This is a genomic window from bacterium (assembly GCA_026708015.1).
Lineage (GTDB): Bacteria > Actinomycetota > Acidimicrobiia > Acidimicrobiales > Bin134 > Poriferisocius.
Genome location: JAPOVT010000028.1, coordinates 1 through 17,880, shown reverse-complemented (window position 1 = coordinate 17,880; position 17,880 = coordinate 1). Strand labels below are relative to the sequence as shown.

Annotated in this window: 14 protein-coding genes; 8 read left to right on the top strand and 6 right to left on the bottom strand. The window is 61.5% G+C overall.

The genetic code is table 11. The annotated features are described in order from the left end of the window. The first annotated feature begins 22 nt into the window (after positions 1-22). Positions 23-724, top strand: a complete 702-nt coding sequence (locus OXG30_05925; protein MCY4134434.1) for an RNA methyltransferase — start codon at positions 23-25, stop codon at positions 722-724. A 138-nt stretch (positions 725-862) separates the two neighbouring features. On the opposite strand, the gene OXG30_05920 is transcribed toward OXG30_05925, so the two are convergent. The 4 genes from OXG30_05920 to OXG30_05905 form a co-directional block, all read right to left on the bottom strand. Beyond that, entirely contained in the window at positions 863-1,630 is a 768-nt protein-coding gene (locus OXG30_05920) for a DUF3800 domain-containing protein (protein MCY4134433.1), read from the bottom strand. Positions 1,631-1,822: 192 nt separating this feature from the next. Beyond that, the gene (locus OXG30_05915) at positions 1,823-5,932 is read right to left on the bottom strand and encodes an AAA domain-containing protein (GenBank protein ID MCY4134432.1); all 4,110 of its coding nucleotides are present in this window, start codon (positions 5,930-5,932) and stop codon (positions 1,823-1,825) included. 87 nt (positions 5,933-6,019) lie between these two features. Next, entirely contained in the window at positions 6,020-7,111 is a 1,092-nt protein-coding gene (locus tag OXG30_05910) for a hypothetical protein (GenBank protein ID MCY4134431.1), read from the bottom strand. Between the two features lie 83 nt (positions 7,112-7,194). Further along, positions 7,195-8,586, bottom strand: a complete 1,392-nt coding sequence (locus tag OXG30_05905; protein ID MCY4134430.1) for an aromatic ring-hydroxylating dioxygenase subunit alpha — start codon at positions 8,584-8,586, stop codon at positions 7,195-7,197. A gap of 126 nt (positions 8,587-8,712) precedes the next feature. On the opposite strand from OXG30_05905, the gene OXG30_05900 reads away from it, so the two are divergent. From OXG30_05900 to OXG30_05870, 7 genes are all read left to right on the top strand, one after another. After that, positions 8,713-9,858 (top strand): hypothetical protein, encoded by a 1,146-nt coding sequence (locus tag OXG30_05900; protein MCY4134429.1) that lies wholly within the window; start codon positions 8,713-8,715, stop codon positions 9,856-9,858. Positions 9,859-9,895: 37 nt separating this feature from the next. Next, positions 9,896-10,825: a nitronate monooxygenase gene (locus tag OXG30_05895; GenBank protein ID MCY4134428.1), complete on the top strand. Its 930-nt coding sequence runs from the start codon at positions 9,896-9,898 to the stop codon at positions 10,823-10,825. Between the two features lie 20 nt (positions 10,826-10,845). Continuing rightward, on the top strand, positions 10,846-12,102 hold the full coding sequence (locus OXG30_05890; GenBank protein MCY4134427.1) for a magnesium transporter: 1,257 nt from the start codon (positions 10,846-10,848) through the stop codon (positions 12,100-12,102). A gap of 51 nt (positions 12,103-12,153) precedes the next feature. Next, positions 12,154-13,380 (top strand): potassium channel protein, encoded by a 1,227-nt coding sequence (locus OXG30_05885; GenBank protein ID MCY4134426.1) that lies wholly within the window; start codon positions 12,154-12,156, stop codon positions 13,378-13,380. A 71-nt stretch (positions 13,381-13,451) separates the two neighbouring features. Next, positions 13,452-14,171: a hypothetical protein gene (locus OXG30_05880; GenBank protein ID MCY4134425.1), complete on the top strand. Its 720-nt coding sequence runs from the start codon at positions 13,452-13,454 to the stop codon at positions 14,169-14,171. A gap of 349 nt (positions 14,172-14,520) precedes the next feature. After that, on the top strand, positions 14,521-14,781 hold the full coding sequence (locus OXG30_05875) for a hypothetical protein (GenBank protein MCY4134424.1): 261 nt from the start codon (positions 14,521-14,523) through the stop codon (positions 14,779-14,781). Between the two features lie 113 nt (positions 14,782-14,894). Further along, positions 14,895-15,143: a hypothetical protein gene (locus OXG30_05870; GenBank protein MCY4134423.1), complete on the top strand. Its 249-nt coding sequence runs from the start codon at positions 14,895-14,897 to the stop codon at positions 15,141-15,143. 713 nt (positions 15,144-15,856) lie between these two features. Here OXG30_05870 and OXG30_05865 read toward each other — a convergent pair. Further along, the gene (locus tag OXG30_05865; protein MCY4134422.1) at positions 15,857-16,537 is read right to left on the bottom strand and encodes a hypothetical protein; all 681 of its coding nucleotides are present in this window, start codon (positions 16,535-16,537) and stop codon (positions 15,857-15,859) included. 104 nt (positions 16,538-16,641) lie between these two features. After that, a complete protein-coding gene (locus OXG30_05860; GenBank protein MCY4134421.1) occupies positions 16,642-17,235 on the bottom strand; it encodes a hypothetical protein in 594 nt (197 codons plus the stop codon). Positions 17,236-17,880 lie beyond the last annotated feature (645 nt).

The following is a 17,880-nucleotide window of genomic DNA, read 5'->3' as shown; positions in this document are numbered from 1 at the left end:
ACTCAGTGCCCGAAATCCTCGGGTGACTGAGCTGCGCCGCTTGGTGAACCGCCGTCGAGAGCGCACCGAGGCCGGCAAGTTTGCAATCGACGGTCCGCGGCTGCTGATCGAGGCGCTGGCCGCTGATGTGGAGATCGTGGACGTGTTCGTCGAGCCGGTGATCGACCTGTGGGCCGACCTGGGAGTCTCAGTGGGCGCCCCCACCTGGACGGTAGGCGACGGTGTGCTGGCCAAGGTTGGCTCAGTGGTCACACCCCAGGGAGTCATGGCCACCGCCCGCATTCCCGAGCCGGCGCCTTTGGCTGATGGAGACTTCGTTGTTGAGCTGGCCGGGGTGGCCGATCCGGGCAACGCGGGAACCATCGTCCGCAGTGCAGTGGCTGCCGGGGCCCAAGCGGTGGTGTTCAGCCCCGGATCGGTGGATCCCTGGAATCCCAAAACCGTTCGGGCGTCGGCCGGCGCTCTGTTTCAGATTCCATTGGCCGAGGAATCATCGGTGGGGGAGCGCATCGGCGCCCATCCCCATCAGGGCGAACCATGCGACGAAGCTGACCTCGCCGGCCCCCTCACCCTGGTGGTGGGCAACGAAACCCACGGCCTCGATCAAGCTGCTGCCATTGACCGCTGGGTGTCCATCCCCATGGCTGAGCCGGTGGAATCCCTCAATGTCGCCTCAGCCGCCGCCATCCTCTGTTTCGAAGTCGCCCGCCAACGCCGCAGCTGATCCAATATCGAGCCCTAGTCATCCGTCGTCTCGGACAACCTCGTTTGATCAGGGTTGATGAAGGGGTAACATCCTGGTTGGCTGTGAGCGCTTTGGGTCACCGAGGCGCAGCTTTGGGTCACCGAGGCGATCCAGCCACTATGAAGGTCCGCTTGGCGGGCCTTCATCGCGTGGAGGCCATGTGTCTCGCGAGGCCACAACCCTGCTGTCCACAATTTCGGCCAGCCTTGCTATTGCGATATCCGAGGGGCGACGCGAAGAGGCGGGGAAGCGCTTGCGACGAGTCAGAGCAAACGCTGCAAGATCTGCCAACTGAACGCCCGGACTCGTCTCTGACTGCACGAAGTGAACTTGATCCACGATTCGCGTCAGAGCCGGACCCCCAGCCAACGACGCCTTTTGTACTTGCATCTGCGCGACAAGGCCATGGGCGTATGCCTCGTGTTCATCTGTTTCGTCGGCGATAAGCAGGGTTCGCTGCTTCAGCGGATCGTGCTGCTGCTTCAAGTAGCTATCGATCTCCTCAGCCAGGAACCGCAGGGCCAAGAGATGCGGCATCTTTGGTTCTGATGAAGCGGATTGACGCAGAGCCAGTTTGTCAATCGAGGCATGGGCCACGAAGGCTCCATGCTGGCCCAGCAGGGATAGTGCGACGCGGTAAGTCTCGATGCGTTCCGAGGGGGAGAAGCTTTTCCAGGGCCCTCTTCCCGAATAGAGATCGGCGCCGCGAAGTTCGCGTACCGGGCGAAACTCCTCGGCAAAGGCAGGCAGGCGATTGAATGCCGCAGACAGGGCTTGAACCTGTTCTTCGGGGACCATGACCGCGGCGATCAGGTGGAACGGCTGATCTGGGTCTCCCAGATTGCCACCGGTATTGCCGCTTTCGTCCAGATAGCTGAGCCACACGGGATGTCCAAAGATGTGCTAGGACGGACTGGGCGGGGGAAATGTGATTCAGCGGCTGGACGTCCCTCCAGCGATCGTCAAAGTGAGCATATCGGCCAAGTCGCAAATGGCCACTTTGAACTTTGACTGGGATTCGGCCTTAGATACACATGTGCCGTCATCAAGATGACCAGCAGTGGGGAGTACTCCCAGCTAGCGGATGCTCTTGATGTCTAGGATCACACTCCAGTCGTCGGGGCGACCGACAACTAGGCCATCCACTTCCATGCCAGCGATGAGCCTGTCTCCGTAGGTACGGTGAAAGTCAATTGTCCGGGTTCGAGCGATATGGCCGACGACATGGCCCTGATACTTGATACTGATTGCGTTGCTGTCATGGGGGTTGTGGGGCTGGGCCACAAGTATTAGGCCCACCTCTCTCAGCTGCCATCCCCCCTTGGTTCTTGGCCCTCCTCTCATCAACCACCTCAGGCGGTCCTGGTACAATTGAATGCCGACGATCTCGTGGGTGTATCTCGACAACCCCGAGGCCGAGCCATCTGTTGAAGATCCGCTTGCTGCATCTGGTGTAGGTAGCTGTTCCCGCTTGGGCTCGGTTCCATTTGAATCCCTTGCCCTTGGGTTGTCCCCTGAGGCTTGGATGGCCTTGTTGATGGCCGCGTTGATTTTGGTACCGCGGCGTTTGAAGGGCAGCTCTTCGAAAATTTCCTCGAATAATTGGGCCTGCGTGCGCAAGAGTTCGTCGGATTCGATCCATTGGGCTATCGAGACCAGTTCTTCGTGTGAATAATCATCAATTGAGGTGTAGTGAGGTATACGGGGCTTGGGGAGTCGTGGTGGAAGAAGTGCCGTCGAAGCTGCCGAAATGCCCCAATCGGGATTGCCGCGGGGTTCATCCGACAATTCGACGCTGGGGGGCATCCCTCCGCCGTCGGTCTCGGCGACCGCCTTTTTGTATGCAGCTAGCACTCGCTCAACCTCAGTTCGGTGGTCGTTGAACCAGTTTGCTGACCAGATACGGCAGAATCGCCAACCAAGGCGCTCCAGATGCTCTTGGCGAAGCCGGTCGCGGTCCCGGGCGGTGGGGGAGGAGTGGTAGCTCGCGCCGTCAGCCTCTACTGCGAGAGCGAATTGGCCCGGAACAGTCGGATGCCTCACCGCAAAGTCGATTCGATAGCCCGAGCATCCGTACTGGGGTACGACATCGAGGCCAGCTGCTCCAAGCTTGTCGAGAATGTCTAGCTCGAATGGGTTTAGTGGTGTCTGCTCATCAGCGCCGTCCAATTCGGTGCCGCCGGATTGGGCGAATTTTAAAAAGCCTCGAAGCATCTTGGCCCCAGTAGAACGGGTTCTTTCAGGGTCCATGTCGGCGTAGTCGAATGACGACACAAGCGTCATGCGCTTGCGGGCTCTGGTGATAGCCACATTCAGCCGCCGCTCGCCGCCCTCCTGGTTCAGCGGCCCGAATCGGTACTGCATCTTGCCGTCGGCGTTCTTGCCGTAACCGATGCTCAAGATTATGGCGTCACGCTCATCGCCCTGCACCCGCTCTAGGTTCTTCACGAAAGCCCGCTCCTCGTGCGACTCCTTGAAGAACTCCTCGAGTTCTGAGCTGTTCTCCTCTTCGATCCGCCTTCGCAGTGCTTCTTCGATGCGATTGGCGTGGTGTAATCCCATAGCGATCACCCCAAGACTCTCAGCTGGTCGCTGGTGAGCGTGATCGATCATCAGACCCACAACCCGAAGTACCTCGTCGGAGTTGCTCCCCTTTTCGGTGGCCACCCCCCTCCGGTGTGGCACAAGTTCCCAACTCAGGCATTTGTCAGAGTTGGCGCCGGGAAAGGTGGTCAGACTGCCGTGGTAGATCTCTTGATTGGAGTAGGCGATGAGCCGCTCATCCTGAGAGCGGTAGTGCCAAGCGAGCGGGCGACGGGACAGCCGGGTATCCATGACGTCCAGGATCGATTCGTAGTCTGACATCGACTCCTCGTCCTCGTCGAGGTCATCGTCTCCTCCAGAGCCGTCGAAGAACGTCGTCGGCGGAAGCTGGCGGGAGTCCCCTGCGACCATGGCCCGCCGCCCCCGCAGCAGGGCAGGAATGGCATCACAAGGCAACACCTGACTGGCCTCGTCGAACACCACCAAATCGAACAGCGGCCGTGGCGGCAAAGTCTGAGCCACATCAAGGGGCGACATGGCCCAGCAGGGGCGAAGCGCAAGTAACCCCTCGGGTGCCTGCTCGAACATCCGGCGAAGCGGCAAATGGCGCGTCTTCTTCTTTGCCTCTTTACGGATCAGCTGGTCTTGATCTGGATTCTCGTTGAGCGCGGTAACTGCGTGCTCGGCGATGCGCCGGGCTACCCGGGCTGGATTGCCCTGAATGTGTTCGGTGTCACCCTGTTGGAACTCTCTTACATAGCGGCTCTGCCGGCTTCCCTGGAACCCCGACAATCGGCCGTCTTCAAGCAGCATCTCTCGCTGTATCGACCTCAGCCAGGAGTTGTTGAAGGCAGCTTCCAGCAAATTGGCCGATAAGGTTCCATCTCCGACGCATTCAATTAGCGGACCCGCGTGAGCCCCTCGTAGGCGCTGTTCCACTTCGACTAATCGGGGCAGGCTGGACAGCGTGACCTGGTCATCCAGGAGCATCTTGGCAGCCAATAGCAAGTCAGCGGGAGCTTGTTTTGCCAGACGATGAGTGGGCAGGAACCCATTGAGCTGTTTGAGTGTTCTACCAGCGGTTCGGTAGCTGCTGCTGGAGAGCCATGCCCATATTCTCGATCCCTTTCCTCGTGAAAGGGGAGAGAGAAGCTCAGGCGAATATCCGAGGAGGCGAGTGAGGAGTTCTTGAAGTGTGCGGACGTTCTCGCTGGTGACCACCTGTGCGCCGGCCCACGGTGAGCGACCCGACCGAAGCGGCTCGGACAGGTCGGCCCAATCCTTGAGGTCGCGGCATACTTGGAGGGCGGTGGCTTCATCCAATTCGGCCAGGGCCGGGGGTGAGAACTGGATAGGGGGCTGTGGCCTGTTGTCGCCGGCAGATTCGGACTCTTTCAGCGACAGTAGCCTTGTCAACACCTCAAAGTACGAGACCCCCCACGGCTCGCGCTCTTGGTGCAATGCCTCGGAGTGGCCTGTCAATTCGTCTCGGGCTTCCTGCAACTGCCGGTGGAGGTCTTGCCGGTCGACGGGAGGGTTCTGGCTGATGTCAGTGATCGACTGGTTGAACTGGCGGGCCAACTCCTTGCGGGAGGAGATGCCTCCGTGGAGGTCTATAACGAACCGGTCAAGTCCGACTCGGGTCAATCGTTTGTTGACTGCGTCGATGGCTGCACGCTTTTCGGCCACGAACAGCACGCTCTTACCCTCGGCCATCATGGTGGCTATGAGGTTGGAGATGGTCTGGCTCTTGCCAGTGCCTGGTGGACCCTGGAGCACGAACGACCCTTCGGCGACCGCCGCGTTTATGGCTGCGTTCTGCGATGAGTCTGCGTCTAGAACCAAGTATTCGTTCTGGGGCCGGGGGCGGTCGGGCAGCGATGGCTTCACATCGCTGGCATGGTGGGTTCGCAGCGAGTTACCAGCCTCCTCGTCGCCTGCTATGGCCGCGATGAGATCGCTTTCGGCCAGAGCACCGAGGTTCTCGTTGATGTCGTTGACCATCGGCATCTTCTTGTACATGAAGTTGCCCAGCACCACCCGCTCTTCGATGCCAAATGCGGGGACCCGCTCGGCCCTCTGACTCAGATTGGCGAAGATAGCCCTTTCCTCCTCTTCGCTGATCTGCTCGCCGTCGCCGTAGGGGTCCATGAGGTCTTCGCCCGACACATCCACTTTGAATTCGTTGGCCAAGTGCTGAAGCAACGCCTCGTTGAGGGTCCAGTCGCCGCTCAGCTTCATGTCGAAATCCGTCTCGGCGGCACCGGTTCGCTCCAAGTCCACTGGGCACAGCAGCACGGGCGCGGCTGGCGTTGCACGCGACGAAACCGGTGTCCAGGTCGCCATCCCCCATCCCAAAAACAGCGTATTGATGCCCTTCTCTTCGTAGTTGGAAGTGGCCTGGCGGTTCACCGCCCGGATGCGCCGGAGAGCGTCGTCGAATAACTCACCGGGAAACAACGATTTGGCCTGCACACTCTTGCCGGTCAACAGGCGCTTCTTCGCGCCAGGATTGGCTTGGTCCAATTCCAGTGTGCCTCGGTTTAGCACTCGGTAGTACAACAACCGGTTGCGCCCGGATTCGTCGGTGAGTTCCTTGGCCCACTGCTCCGCGGCTCGCTCGACTGTTTCACGGCGATTCACTCAAGAGAGATTAGCTTTCAGTCACAAAACTGACACTCTGTGATCATGTAAGGATGGCCTCTGATCTGGGCCTATCGTTGAGTGGGCTCATAGGGGGAAGCGGCGGCGGAGCCAGTCGGCTAGTAGGGGGTCGACGACCACAAGTTGGCCGTCTTGGTTTCGCAGCAGGCCATTTCCGACTAGGGCCTCAGACGCGCCTCGGGCGGTGCCCGGCGACAGGTTGAGCAGCTGTGCCTGACGGCCGTAAATGCTTTCGGCTGAGGCCACCGCCCTGAGAGTCTTTTGGTGGCCCGTTGGAAGCAATCCGAAGACGCGCTCCGATCCTGTGTCCACGTTGGCCCGCACCTCGGCAAGGGCTTGCTCCCAAGTCTGCGAATTGGCGGACCCGCCTGGTTCGACGAGCCTCCAAACAGCGTCGGAGAGCTGCATTGCTCGCTGAGGGTGCCCTTTGGCGAAGTCCACGATGCGGCTGGTAACGCCACCGGTACTCCGATTGGTGCGATCGAATCCGTCTTCGATGATGCGGAATACTGCTACATCAGCCAAGGGCCCGACCTCCACAAGGTCGGCTTGGGCGAAGAAGGGTTGCGCTTGCTCGCTAAACAGAGTTCTCATGACGGAGGGTTCCGAACCCGCGAAGACGATGCCCAGCGACTGGAAATGATGTTGCAGCTCAGTTCTCAGCACGCCGGCGCCACCCTCGACGCCGGCAATTCCGGAGAACTCGTCGAATACAACGAATATGTCATTCCTTCTGCTTGTGTCCACCAGCACTTCAATGAGGGAGCGCAATGCCAGAACGGGGTCGGCTTTGTCCTTATGCCGGCGAGAGAGCTCGATACCCAACATCCCGATCTTCAGCGAAACACTGCTGGCGATGGAGTCGAGCACCTGACGCACCGGCCCTACAACGGAGGCAAGTCCGCGGTCGACCGCGCTAGCCAGATCGGCCATTGAGGTCAGCTGGTAGAGATCGATCCACACCGGCTGAGGTCCGACGGCTTGTAGGTCAGCGGCCACCCGCTTCAACAAACTGGTCTTGCCGTAGCGCCGGGGACCAACCAGTGCAGTGAGCCGGCGATCGGTGATGCGTTGGGCGATGTCGACTACTAAGGCCTCTCGACCAGATACCTGATCAGCTTCTAGCGGGCCGTGGTATGGAAAGGGACTTCGATCCACCCGCCAAGTATACTCCATTGAGTGGAGTATCTAATACTCTATTGAACCGAGTATTGGATACTCGATTGAGTGGAGCATCTCCTTTAGCCGACGACGGGGCCGATGGCTGCTGGCTGGGCCCTGAGAGCCTCGATTTCGGCGACGGCTTCGTCGGAGAGTTCGCGGATGCCGATGAACTCTTCGAGGTTGTAGTGGAGGTTGATGATCCGCATCTCCTCGCGGCTCAACACGATGTGGTCGAGGCCGGGCTGGTGCAGGCCCCGCTGGGCTCGTTGGAGGTTGGACAGGTCCTGGTCGAATACCAGGTTCATGGAGGCCTCTTCGGCGGGGATGACAGCCTGCATCGGCGGGGTCCGGTCGGTGTCGGATGGGCGCCGGTCGAGGTGTAGCAAGTCCATGTAGGCATCGTCGGGGGTGCCGCCGGGCCGGGACCGCAGCACGGTGATGCTGTCGCACATCACGATCACCGTGATGTTGGGGAACAGGTTGAACTGGAACAAATCCAGCATCTGCGACTGGTCGAAGCTGTCGAGGTCGAGGCCCTTTTGGGCGGTCTGAGCCCGAACCAGGCCCTCCAGAACGTCGCGCACGCTGCCGCCGTCAGGAACCGGCGGACAAGGCCCCGGATTCTCGGAGTCCTGGCCGTAGCGGGCGCCCTGGGTGACGATGATGGATTCCCAGGTCTCCTGGTCGGTGGCCCCGTCGCGCAGCCGGGGGCTGGGCACCCCATAGGGCTGGTGCAATGAGCCGTGGCGACCGTAAAGGCGGTTCACCGAGTTGACGTCGTCGCAGCTGGGCAGCATCTCCCGATGGATGCCCTGCACGTGGTAGGTCTCGCTGAACGCCTCGATGAGGGTCTTCCAGTTGCACGGCAGCGGCACGGTCAGGTCGTAGGCGCAGGCATACTCGTCCATGCGGGCCCACTCCAGCAGGCCGGGAATGGCCTCCAGATAGTCGTCCAAAGGTTCGGCGTCCATGTCCAAGTTCACGAACACCAGCGGTCCCCACATGCCCACCTGCACCGGGAACAGCGGATAGTCGTCATTGCGCAGCGCCCCGAAGCCCCGGCGCGACGGCACCTCCCGCAGCTTGCCGTCAAGCGTCCAGCTCCATCGGTGGTAGATGCAGCGCAGCTCGGTGAGACCCGACCCCGAGCCGGTACACAGCACGTTGCCCCGGTGGCGGCACACGTTCTGGAACCCTCGCAGCACCCCGTCGTCGCCCCGCACGATGAGCACCGACAGGTTGCCCACCGAGTACTCGAACCAGTCGCCGGGCGACGGCACATGGTCGACGGTGCAGGCCAGCTGCCAGGCCCGGGGCCACACATGGGCCATCTCCAGCTCGGCCCAATCCGGGGAGATATACCGGTGGGTGGGCACCTCGACCGGCGTGCGCCGGGGCGGGACAGCTCCAATGGCGGTTCCCACCGGGGCATCGTTGGTGAGCTCAGGGCCGATCTGGATCTTCGCCATTACTGGTATCTCCGCTGTGCAGGAGGAGCTGGAGTGGAAACAGAGCTCCTCTTGAGTGTCGCCATGGCCAAAGCGTAGGCGGGTTGACCGAGTCGGCATCAGCAGTCCCGTAGTCTTTAATCCCGTATGGGACCGGGCGAAGCCATCGTGTTCACAGTCGGGGCGCTGGTTGCATTGGGCACGCTCCTCGCTGCCATCCAGACCGTGATGGTGCCCCGGGCCGAGCGCAGTGTGTTGATCCGCTTTGTGTACGTGGGCATGTGGATGTTGTTCTCGGAGCTTGCCCGCCGCCGAAAGAGCTATGAGGCCCGCGACGCCCTGCTGGCCCGTTACGCCCCGACCACGCTCATGTTCTTGCCAGTGGTATGGGCCACCGGAGTGATCTACGGGTTCTCGCTGATGTTCTGGGCGCTGGATGTGCGTCCCTATCGCGAGGCCTTGACACTGAGCGGATGGTCGCTCACAACCTTGGGCTATCGGGCGACCACCGACTTTTTCACCCTGACGCTGGCCGGGTTCGAAGCACTCATCGGCTTGGGCATCGTGGCTTTCTTGATCAGCTTCTTGCCCACCATGTACAGCGCGTTCAGCGCTCGGGAGTCTGCTGTGGCCCGCCTGGAGATCAGAGCCGGAACCCCGCCCACACCCGAGGCCATGATCATCCTGGCCCACGAGACCGGCGGCCTCGAAGACATGGGCGAGACCTGGACCGAGTGGGAGCACTGGTTCATTCACATTGAAGAAACCCACCAGTCTTATCCCGCATTGGCCTACTTCCGGTCGGTGCGCTCCGACCGGTCATGGGTGACCGCAGCAGGCTGCATCCTGGACACTGCCGCCATCATGTTGTCGACGGTGGCGGTGCCCCACTCACCCGCGGCGCCGTTCATGATCCGTGCGGGCTACGTGGCGCTGCGCAACATTGCCGACTTCTTCGGCATCGACTACGACCCCGACCCGGCGCCCACGGACACGATTACCGTGCGCCGCCACGAGTTCTACGACACTTATGAGACCCTGCGGAACGCGGGAGTGCCAGTTGTCGAGGACCGCGACCAGGCGTGGCGCGACTATGCCGGCTGGCGGGTGAACTACGACAACTGCCTGGTGGGATTGGCCTCGATCACTTCAGCGCCTCCGGGCAAGTGGAGCACCGACCGGCCCTCTCCCTACCAACGTCTGCGCTTGTTCCACCGTCCCCTGCGCCGCCCCCTGCCCCCGCTGTTGCGCGAGCTCCGGCGGCGGGGTTTCGGACCTGGGCGGCGGCGGTGATTTCTCCAGGGGCACTGAGGCCGATGAGGCTGGCGCAATGAAAACCCGCATCACCGAACTGTTGGGCATCGACATTCCTGTGGTGCAGGCCCCTATGGGCTACATCGCCCGAGCCCAGCTGGCCTCGGCGGTGTCCAACGCCGGGGGCATGGGCATCATCGAGACCTCCTCGGGCCAGCTCGATGACATCAAGGTGGAGATTGCCAAGATGCGCGACCTCACCGACCGCCCCTGGGGGGTGAACATCGCCCAGCTGCTGGTGCCCGACGCCACGGTGATCGACTTCGTCATCGAGCACGGAGTGGGGTTTGTCACCACATCGGCGGGCGACCCGAATCGGTTCACCGCGATGCTCAAAGAGGCGGGGATCACGGTTTTCCATGTGGTGCCCACCCTGCGGGGGGCCATCAAGGCAGTGGATGCCGGGGTGGACGGGCTCATCGTGGAGGGGGTGGAAGGGGGCGGGTTCAAGAACCCCCACGGCTCGTCCACCATGGTGCTGGCCCCGCTGGTGGTGGCCGAAGTGGATGTGCCGGTTATCGCTGCCGGCGGGATCAGCGACGGGGTGTCGATAGCGGCTGCTTTGGCCCTGGGGGCCGATGGGGTGCAGATGGGCACCAGGATGCTGTCGGCCGCCGAGTCGCCGGTACACGACAACTGGAAGCAGGCGGTGGTGGCGGCGGCGGAAACCGACACCGTGTTGTTGAACCGGTTCGGTCGTCCCGGCATGAGGGCCCTGCGCACCGAGCTCACCGCGGAGATGGAGCACCACGACCAGGTGCAGATGCCCGGCCTCGACCGGCTCATGGACCAGTACTTCGGCGGGCAGATGGACGTGGCCGTGCCTTTCGGCGGCCAGGTGATGGGCCGCATCGACGAGGTGCGCCCGGTGGCCGACATCCTGCGGGAGGCCTGGGACGACTGCCAGGTGCGTTTGCGCCAACTGGGTCAGGCCGCGACGGGGTAGCCGGGCGGGAAGTCATCTTCATGCTCTCCCGCACAATGCTCTCGTTTCTCCGCCGGTCAGGTAGCCGGCTGCAACTGGTCCGCCTGCTCGGACCCGACCCTCGGGGTGTGCGCCAGTCGCTCGGGGCGCTGTGCATCTTGGCGGTGACCAGCGTGATCGCCGGAGTGGTTCTGGGTCGCAGCCACGAGCGATTGGCCGAGCTGCCCGGCCTGCTGCTGCTGGTGCCGGCGGCCATCGCCTTGCCGGGGAAGATCTTCGGAGCGCTGGGCAGTCGTCTGGGCACGGCCATCCATGCCGGAACGTTCCGGCTGTCGCTGCGCTCATCCAGCGTGGTGGGCCAGAACGTGTGGGCCTCGTTGGTCTTGACGCTCCTATTGACACTGGTTCTGGCCCTGTTGGCCTCGGCGGTGGCGTCGGGCATCGGGGTGGAGGGCGCCATCGGGGTGGCCGACTACGTGGTGGTGTCGGTGGTGGGGGGAACGCTTGCCTCGGTGTTCGTGCTCTTGGTGACGCTGGGCATTGCCACCGCGTCGGTGCGATGGGGCCTCGACCCCGACAACGTGACCGCACCCATGGTGACCGCAGCCGGCGACGTGCTAGCCCTGCCTGCGCTCATCCTGGCCTCCTACCTGGTTCGCCGCGGCACGGTGACCCCGGTGGTAGCCGGGCTGTTGGCGGCCATCACGGTGGTTTCTCTGGCGGCCGCGCTCCGGTCCAAAGCGCCGCAGATCAAGACTGTGATGCGGGAGTCGATCCCGGTTCTGGTGCTGGCCGGGTTCTTGTCGCTGATGGCCGGGGTGACGGTGGAGAACCGGTTCGAGGTGTTCTCGGACCGACCGGTGCTATTGGTGCTGGTGCCCGGTTACCTGGCCATTGCCGGGGCTCTAGGCGGCATCTTGGCCAACCGACTGTCGAGCAAGCTTCACCTGGGCTTGATCGGCCCCTCGGTGCTGCCCCAGCGGGGGGCCCGCACCGATGTGGGCGTGACCATCGGGCTGGCGCTGCCGGTGTTCGCCATTGTGGCCCTGGTGTCGCAGGGGGCGGGTTCGCTGGTGGACCTGGCCGGACCGGGAACAGGCCTGCTGGTGGGGGTCGCCCTGGTGGGCGGAATCCTGGCGGTGATGGTCGCGGTGGCGGTGGCCTACTACGGGACCATCGCCGCGGTGCGATTCGGGGTCGACCCCGATTCGGTAGGGATTCCGACGGTGACCGCGGTGCTCGACCTGGTGGGAGCGCTCACGCTGGTATTCGCCATCGCGGTTTTGGGAGCAGGGTGAAAGGCCAATGACTCATTTTGAATCTGATGACTAACGTGGAGAGACCTGACAATGGACGATAAACCCCGCAATCTTCGGGCCATGCTCGCCGAGGCCAAAGACCTCTCCGAGCTGATGGTCGATCTTGCCTACGCCGCCCTGTACTTCGGCGACCCGGACATGGCCACCGAGGTCGACGAGCTCGAGATCCAAATGACCCAGCTGGTGCAGGACATGCGGGCGACCTGCATCATGGCCGTGCGCCACCCCCGGGAGGCCGAGGGCATGTCGTCGGTGCTCCAGGTGATCAGCGCCATCGAGCGGATCGCCAACGATGCGGTGGACATCTCCCGAATTGTGAGCCGCCGGCTGGGAATACCCGCCGAGTTGGTGGCCGACTTGTCCAGCGCTGAGGAGATCTCCCACCGCCTCGTTGTGCACGAGGGATCCCATATGGTGCGCCGCCCCCTGGGCGACCTAGAGCTGCCCGTGGTGGCCGGAATGCGGGTGATGGCCATCCGCCGGGACCGCAGTTGGATCACCGATGTAAGGGGCGATCAGCTGATGATGCCCGGCGACGTGCTGTTCTTGCGGGGCTCACCCGCGGGCATCATGCGGCTGCACCAACTGGCCGCCGCGCCCATGTGGGAGGAGCCGGTGGCTCCCGAAGACCCGTGGATCTCCGACCTGGATCGGGCGGTGGACGTGCTGGTGGAGATGAAGGACCTCTCGGAGGCCGCGGTGGGTTTGGCCTATTCGGCCTTGGTGCTCCACGACCGGGGCCTGGCCGCGCAGGTGCGGCTGTTGGAGGGCCGCCTCGACGAGATGAACCACCAGTTGGAGCTGTGGGTGCTGCGGGCGGCGTCCAACAACATCGACCCCTCGCCGCTGCGGGGACTGCTGCATCTGGGCCAAGCCGCCGAGGACATCGGCGACCAGGCCCGCCAGATGATCTCGCTGGTGGAACAGGGCGAAGAGGTCCACCCCATACTGGAGATCGCCCTTGGCGACTCCGACGAGGTGGTGGTGGAACTGCCGGTGGCCCGCCTGAGCGGTGCCGATGGAACGTCGCTCAAAGAACTGGCCCTCAACATCGAGCCCGGATTCACCGTGCTGGCCATCCGCCGGGCCGGCCGCTACATCTACCGCCCCCCGGGCAGCGCCGCGCTGTATGCCGGCGACGAGATCATCGCCAGCGGCCCCGACGAAGGCCGCGAAGCCCTAGCCGAGCGCTTCGGCTGGAACCTGGTCCGCGAAGAAGAAGGCGTAGAAGACGAACTCCAACCCATGGGATCGTGATAATCACAATTACTTGAAATATCATGAAAATCGCTTGACCAAACTGGTTGCGATGTGGGCATACTTATCGGGTGGTAACACCGGTTCTGGTGCGGTTTAGCAAGAAGCAGATCGAGGCGATCGACCTCTTGGTGGCCGAAGGAGTGGGGGAGTCCCGCTCTGAGGTGATCTGCCGGGCGGTAGAGAGCCTGGACGAAGCCATCTGCCAGATGCGGGCCAAACTGGAGATTGAGCAGTCCAACCGCGACCAGTCCCAGCATGGCCCCACGGAGATCCGGGCAATGGCCGCGGAAATCGCCCTAGAAGGACCTGACCGATGGGTGTGGACTGAAGGCGGTCGGTGCGTCCCAGAACTAGAGGCCGAGGAACAGGGAATACCCGTTGGCAAATGCCCTCCCCGCCCCAACCTGGATCGAAATGAGGCGACCCTCAGAATCCGAACAAAGTTCAGCAAGCAGCAGCATGAGGCGATCGACCGCCTAGTCGCAGAAGAAGTCGGCGTCACCCGCCCCGAAGCAATTCGCCGGGCGGTAGAACGCTTGGACAAAGTCGTCCGCCGATCCCGGGGCAATGAGGAATGTGCCGAGTCCTACCGCCAGCAGCCCGAGACAGAAGCAGAGATTGCAGCAGGATTCGCTGCCGCAAGAGCTCTCGTCCAAGCTGAACCGTGGGTGTGGACTGAGGACAACGAGCTAATCCCGAAGGATGTGGCGATTGAACAGGGGATTCCCCTTGGCGCAGGCCCTCCCCGTTCTCGACCAGATTGGGGAGACCACTGGCCAGGGGAATGATGCAGCAAGGTCAGATCTGGCTCATGGAGCAGCCCGATCAGGAGGGTCGGCCAGTAATATTGGTTTCTCGAGATTGGGCCATTTCTAACCTGAACAAGTTGGTGGTGGCCCCGGTGACGAGGACGCTTCACACGGCCCCGTCATGCTTGCCGGTCGGACCAGCAGAGGGACTCAACCAGGACAGCGTGGCCACATTCGACAATCTCACTTCAGTTTCAAGATCCGTCCTAACTCAACAACTGGGGGAACTTGACGAAGAAGGCCGAAGACGGATGTGCGACGCCCTCCGCGCCATGGCTAAATGCTGATTACGGGTAGATGGCGTTAGAGACGAACTGAAGGGGGAGTCATGAGCTACAGCGAAACAGAGGTGCTTGCCGCTGTTGGGCGAATGGAGAAGTACCGGGCTGGCCAAGACGGCGAGACCGGAGCGGCGCTGGCAGTAGTGGGTCTGAGCTCCGAGCGCACCAACAAGGAGGCGGCAATTCGAGACGACATGATAAGGGTCGCCCACAGCGTCGGTGCCTCCCTCCGCCAAATCGCCGAGGTCTCCGGACTCAACCGCAAAACCGTCAGCAACATCGTCGAATCCGACAAGCAGGATTCCTGAACGGTCACATCCCCTCGTAATCCTGTGAGGTGCCAACCCCTACGAAGTCTGCCTGTAAGGGTGCTTCCAGAAAGATAGCCTCTTGGCAGTGGAGAAGACCCCGGAGGTCAGGCATGCAGAGTGACCTGGATCAGGTCAAGATGAACCGAGCCGCCTACGAGTCCGACCACCGTGTGCGCTTGGAGCGCGACGACCACGGCAGAGTCGCCCTAATGAACGATGGCGATCTTGATGGTGTGTTTGACGATCTTGAAACTGCGAACATCGCCGGCTACGAGCAGTTCGGCGAAGGCGAGTTCTCCCTCATCAGGATCGGCCGCGACTTCGCCGACTTCGGGGCCATGAACCGATCCGTCGGATAGACCCAGTGTCCTTCCCAGAATGGGATAACCGAGAGAGGAGAAGTCAATTGGAGCGAGTTTCGCAGAGGCATAGCGCCGCCAAGGCGTTCGTGGACCACTGGATGAACAACCAGCAGGAACACGATTTGCGTGTGCTACAAGATCTTCCGTGCCACGTAGCACTGGAGGACGATCTGATTGGGGACGTTGTCGCTGACTTGGCCGTGCTGCACCCAGACGGTGCCAATGTCATCGTCGTAACAGAGACCGGTGCCAGTGGGTTCAAGGCCGCTGCGATCCACATGGTCCCCACGCGAGTCAGCGCAAACCGGTCGAAAGACGAACCCATTCCAGTGGATCCCAGCATCACGATGGGGATGCTCCTTGTCTTGCTGGGTCGGCACCGCAAAGTACTTCTGACGGTCAGAGAGTATTCGTGCGCCCCGAAGGTGACTGAACTAGTCAGCGCTTGAGCAACTCCAGCCATAACTGCCTGTAGCCGATCCGCCGCAGCCGCGCTTCAGCAGCAGCATGGCGTTCAACCCGGACACCTCCACCTCCTGGGCAGACACACCGCCCCAGCGTTCTCGCGTGATACAGCCCCGAAGTGCCTTGGCTATGTCTCGGAGTCCGGTCCTTCCATCGGATCGTCCCTCTCCCCCTCGTGTTTTCCGTAGTTGGACAACGTCAAAGCGAGTTGCCGGGTTTGGCCTGAGCTCTCTAGTTCCCGAGAATTAAGGATTGTTCGGCTCCACAAGCTGTGATGGTTCACTTTCGCTCTGGCTGGAGGAGTCGCTGTCCAAATCCAATGCTTGTATCCCAAGTGTAATGAGGCCCCCAATTACTGCTGCCGCCACATAATGGAGGATCTGCTGTCGCCAGCCGATTCTAGCTTCTAGTTTCTCTACTCGATTAGCAAGGACATGCGGGGTGTACACGTTTCCCTGCAATCGCATTACATCCTCATCTGTGATACCGCCGGACCCTCGGTCGCCCTCGTAGAGGTCTTCGGTAGGTGAGTCGAGCGCGGCTAACCACAGCAGAAAAGTCGGTTCGCCACGGGAGACGACAACGGCTTGTGGTCCGGCGTTGTAGACAGAGAAGAGAAGTTGCCCCTCAAATCCAGGGTCAACGTGGAAACCAGAGACGTTTACCAGTCCCCTCAACTTCAAGCGCGATTTCATGGATATCAGCCCAAGCGCATCTGCTGGGATACGAACTACCTCTTCAGTAAGTAGCTGCGCAAAGTGGCCAGGTTGGATGCTGAGTTGCTCCCGTTGGTCCAAGTTTTGGCGCTTATTCTTCTCACCAGTCAGGTGAGCCTCTGGCCCCATTCTTAATTCGTAGGCGCAATTGGCGATGAGGTCCTTCTCAAAGGGTTTTATCAGCCCTTCTTCACAGAATCGCCTCTTCATGGTCTCAGACGACCAGAACCCTGACGTCCTACTGGCGTCAAGTTCAGGGGAGTCTGCCATGAGGTTCAACTAGTCAAACTATTTCTCGCTGCAGCCCGAGCACCCTATGTGACGTCAATGGGGAGAGCGGGCAGGCGTTCGTTGCAGACCGTTGCGAGCTTGATGCCAAAGACCGCGACGTCGGCAAGCCTTTCGTCTCGGAATGAGTCCCAGGTGCCCTGGTCGATGGCGTCGACGAGCAACCCAGCCAACTTCGTTACGTGAAACGTATAGTGCCGTAGCTGATCGACTTTAGAAAGGCCGAATACGTCTGGATGGAATTGTCGGTCGTGAATTAACTGAGCGGCTTGAATTTCATCCCAACGAGTGGCTGCAGCGGCAGCTCTGGCGCCGGCAAGCTCTGTGCCTTCTGGCCCGCTTGTGTAGCGGAGCAGGCTGGTCTCCTCAACCCCTCGAATTCTCGCTGCGTAAGCCTCACACAGCGAGAGCCCCGACTTGTGGGCCAGCTGAGCTGCGGTATCACGCAAGACTTGCGCCGCTGCAACGACCTCATGAGTGGTTGTTGGCTCATTGTGTTCGATGTGCTCGCAGAAGGCGGCGCAGGCGGCTGCTGATCGAACGAGGGCGCGGGTCGCCTGGTTGAGATCGTCCTCGGTCGGGAATGACCGAACAGCGGGTTGCACTTGATCAGTAGTCATCCTTATTTCCGCATACTACATGGTTGTGATCTTTGATCAAGGGTTGATACGCCGTTCGTCAGAGATCGGAGGTGATCGAACTGCGTGGACTGCATTTCCCCTGGTTGTTGGGGTGCATGCAGGAGCTTGAGTTGAAATGCGAGGTCAGGTGCTAGACCGGTTGTGTGTGAGTTGGACATTCGGCCGCTCTGAGGTGGTACTCGGGTGAGGGCTCCTACGATGGGGTTGGCGTCGCCCTCGCTTAAGGGCGGATCGTCCATTGCAGTCGCGCAAGCAAAATGGCGGCTCCGACCAGGATTCTTGTCTTTGCCAGGATCCAATTGCGCCGCACCTCTAGCTAACAGGGTCATATGTCAGGCCTTGAGCGGATTGAGAATCTGTTCCTGCTGATTCACCGAAATGCCTTGGCCAACTTCTGAAACGGGGGCGGAAGTGATAGTGGTGCCGACAGTGAATGGCGTTTCGGACTCTCTGCCCTCCTCAGGTTGGATGAGTCCGAAGTCAAGCACTACCTGTCCTGGTTTGTGCGCCTTGAGCGTGATGTGCCTGTGACCTGAGCCAGTGAACAAGCTGCCCTCTTCCGCTGCACTGGTGAGGTTCCCCCTGTTGTCCGGTCACTTGGTTTATGCGGCTTGGTCTAGTCGT